The 3,925-nt window shown below is 48.5% G+C and carries 2 protein-coding genes; both read left to right on the forward strand.

Annotation, left to right across the window (positions count from 1 at the left end; translation table 11 throughout):
- On the forward strand, positions 1 to 1,189 hold a 1,189-nt coding region (locus GRP75_RS20885), incomplete at its 5' end, for a glycoside hydrolase family 32 protein (protein ID WP_160790258.1).
- A gap of 190 nt (positions 1,190 to 1,379) precedes the next feature.
- The coding region (locus GRP75_RS20890) for a LamG-like jellyroll fold domain-containing protein (RefSeq protein WP_337194252.1) at positions 1,380 to 3,925 on the forward strand (2,546 nt) is incomplete at its 3' end.

The raw sequence follows: 3,925 nt of genomic DNA on the forward strand, positions 1-3,925 counted from the left end.
CCTGCCTGTCTTGTTCTTTACGGCGGGCAATGACAGCGCTTCGCCGAATCAGAGCGTGGCGCTTGCCCGAAGCACCTATACCCTTGACGGAAACCCGGATCTGGTTCACTGGGTCAAACATCCGGAGCCGTTGATCGTGCAAAAAAAGGGAATGGGCGCATTTGGGGATTTCCGGGATCCGTTCGTATGGAAGGACGATGACGGCTGGTATGCTCTGGTCGGGTCCGGAATCGAAGGCGGAGCAGCACTGGCATTTGCGTCACAGGATATGCTGAATTGGACGTATAAAGGGCCGTTTTTTAAAGCAGATATTCAGAAGTTTCCTTACCTTGGACCCATCTGGGAGCTCCCTGTGCTTCTTCCCCTTGGCAGTGACAAGCAGGGGGTGAACAAACATCTCCTGCTTGTCAGCCCTGTGGGGAAGGGAGCGGATGTCGAGGTGTTCTATTGGATCGGGCAACTTGACAAGCAAAATCTTTCGTTCATCCCCGATCAAGAAGAGCCTCAATTGATTGACGTCGGGGATTTCCATTTTACCGGACCGAGTGGAATGGTTGATCCGAAGACCGGCAGAAATATCGTCTTTACGATAGCCCAAGGCGACCGGACGTCCGAGATGGAATATAAGTCGGGCTGGGCTCATAACGGCGGCTTGCCGTTAAGCGTGTATTTGAGGGATGACGGACGTCTGGGAATAGAGCCGATTCAGGAGCTTCAATCGCTGCGTGGCGCCAAGAGGCTATCACTTCGGGACCAGTCATTGGCTGAAACTAATGTACAGCTCAGGGATGTTCATGGTGACATGCTTGAGATTCAATTGGAATTGGAGCCCGGCAGCGCCAAACAATTCGGAATCAAGGTCCGTTGTACGCCGGACGGAGAGGAAGAAACTCTGCTGTATTATGATTGGAATCAAGCGATGCTCGTGGTTGACCGGTCGAAAACGACGCTGTATCCGGGAGAAAAGTGCAGAGGGGTTCAGGGCGGTAAGCTGGAGCTACTTGGGGAGAATCTGAAGCTTCATATTTATTTGGACCGCTCCATGGTCGAAGCCTATGCAAACGGATTGAAAAGCCTGACAACCCGGGTGTACCCGAGCCGTATAGATGCTTTGGGACTTGAGATTTGGGGAGATGGAGAAGCGTTTGTTAAATCCTTGGATATATGGGATATGCAGTCCATTTGGTAAGACGATTGCTTAGGCGCTCCTTACCAATCGGGTCATGCAGCAAATGATCAAGTAACTTTGCATTCCTCCGATTGGAAACGTTTCATTCATATTCTTCCTTCTTCATGACTATTCACTTTGTACAAGGAGAGCATTTCGAAATGAGGTATCGATGTTCGCAAGTATAACAAGTTTCGAAGGAGGCTCGAGAATGAGGAAAGCCAAAAGAAGAAAATCTTGGATATCGGGAATGGTTATATGGGCTATGGTTCTCCAGCTTGTTGTTCCGGGAATCTCTGCCGCATCCGAATCTAAAACTGTTGCTGGAGAAACGCCCATTCCTAAGAATGATGTGAGATCATCGGTTACGGATGCGGTTTATCAAATCAAAAATATTCCTAAGAATGACGTGGGATTGTCAGTTACGGATTCGGTCTATCAAATCCGGAATCCTGGATTTGAAACAGGAGATTTGACGGGATGGACTGTTGTCAAAGGCAATGCGTTCGGTCCGAATAGCGTAACCGACGAAACGACTTGGTGGGCGGAAAAAATACCGTATAACCAGGAAGGCGCTTACCATTTAAACGGCTGGAAGTATGACGAATCTGCAACAGGTGTACTTCGTTCCAGCACTTTCGAGCTGGGCGGAAGCGGTTGGATCAGCTTCAGGCTTGGCGGTGCGAAGAACCCAGACAAGGTATTTATAAATATTGTGGAAGTCGATACGGGACAAGTTATTGCCCGATACGGAAATAGTGCATTCGCCGACGTTGGCTTCCCGGATCCCGCGCTGGGCATGCGGCTTGCCAATATGGTGCAATACAAGGCTGATCTTTCCACACATTTAGGCAAGAAACTGTATGTGGAGGTCGTCGATAATGCAACCTCGGATTGGGGAATCATTTTTGCGGACGCATTCTCCATGTACCATGAATCGGAGCCAGCTGAAGGAATTGTTGCGACGGATATCAAGCCAGATTTCAAACGCTATGAAATCGATAATCCCAGCTTTGAAACCGGAAATCTCGATGGCTGGACGGTTGAGGGAGATGCTTTTGAAGTGACCGATGAAGCTCATGCGAGCAAAGAAGGGAACTTCTATCCCAAATCCTCCGTGCAAGGTAAGGGCTCCATCACCTCTAATACTTTCACGCTTCAGGGAACTGGAACAATTAACTTCACTATTTTGGATATCCTCAAACCTGGGAACGCCTATGTCGGACTTTACGATGCGAATAGCAACACATTGCTTATGAAAACCGGGAATGTCAGTGCGAACGAGAAAATCTCATGGAAAGTGCAGGAACACTACAACAAGAAGCTTTATGTAAAGGTCATTGATCATTCCAATGAAGCCAGCATTGCCGTTGATGGGTTCCAAGCAAGTGGTAGGGGTACCATTTTCTACTTAAATCTTGATGAGGGCGCAGGAAAGAAAGCGTTGGAGAAAGTACACAATCTTAAGCACGATGTGAACTATGTATTTAGCACCGCCAGGTATATGGCATCGAAGGATCCGAGATGGACTCCGCGCGGAATAAAAGGCGGCGCCTTATTGTTTGATGGATACTCGAATTATATTGAGGTCAATGAAAAGGATACTGTGCCTGTAAGCGACGCGTTAACCATCGAAGCTTGGGTTGCACCGCGCAGCTATGAATGGGGAGACGGAAACAAGCTGTCTGCGATCGTAAACCAATCCGATCAGGATAAAGCGGAAGGCTTTTCTCTTGGAATGTATCGTCACGGTACATGGTCGATGCAGGTAGGCATTGGCGGCCAGTGGATTCAGGTATGGGTAAAGGATCACCCGTTGGAAAAATACAAGTGGAATTATGTGGCCGCTACTTTCAGTAAAGAAGATGGAAAGATTAAGTTATATCTAAACGGTGAGGAAGTGGCTTCCCAAGCAACCCCCGTCAACGTTCCGATCACACCATCTACCGAAAGCCTGATCATCGGGAAAAATAATAAACCTGTAGAGTTGGCAGGGTTGTTCTCCTTCAATATGTTCAGCGGACTCCTAGATGAAGTGAAGCTGCATAATAAAGCCCTTACGAACCAGGAGATACTTACTGGATATGAGAGCGTGAAGGCGCTTCATGGAGGTTCGATTCCGAAAATTCCGAATGCGGACATTGATGAGGATCCAAGTGTGTTTGACGGAGATCAGCACCGTCCCCAGTACCACGCGATGGCTCCGCAAAACTGGATGAATGAAGCACATGCACCGATTTATTATAACGGCAAATACCATTTATTTTATCAACATAACCCGCAAGGTCCATACTGGCATCAAATCCACTGGGGGCATTGGGTGAGTGACGATATGGTGAACTGGGAAAATGTAAGACCTGCTCTTGCGCCCGAAGCGGGCACCCTTGATCCGGACGGCACGTGGTCAGGCAGTGCAGCGTATGATCGAAATGGGAATCCTGTCCTGTTCTATACCGCCGGCAACGACTCCCTGTCGCCGAACCAAAGAACAGGGCTGGCAACTCCGGCGGATTTGTCCGATCCCTATTTGGAAAAATGGGTGAAATATCCTAAGCCGGTAACGGAGCAGAACGGGAAAGGAATCCATAACGAGTTCCGTGATCCGTTTGTATGGTATGACAAAGAGGTGGATAAGTGGTATCAGTTAGTGACGTCTGGCCTTCCAGACTTCAGTAGCGGCACAGCTTTGGTGTATGTATCCGACGATATGTACAATTGGGAATATAAGGGGCCATTATACGTTAGTGACAGAAGCCG

The organism is Paenibacillus sp. OT2-17 (assembly GCF_009827695.1).
Classification (GTDB): Bacteria; Bacillota; Bacilli; order Paenibacillales; family Paenibacillaceae; genus Paenibacillus; species Paenibacillus polymyxa_B.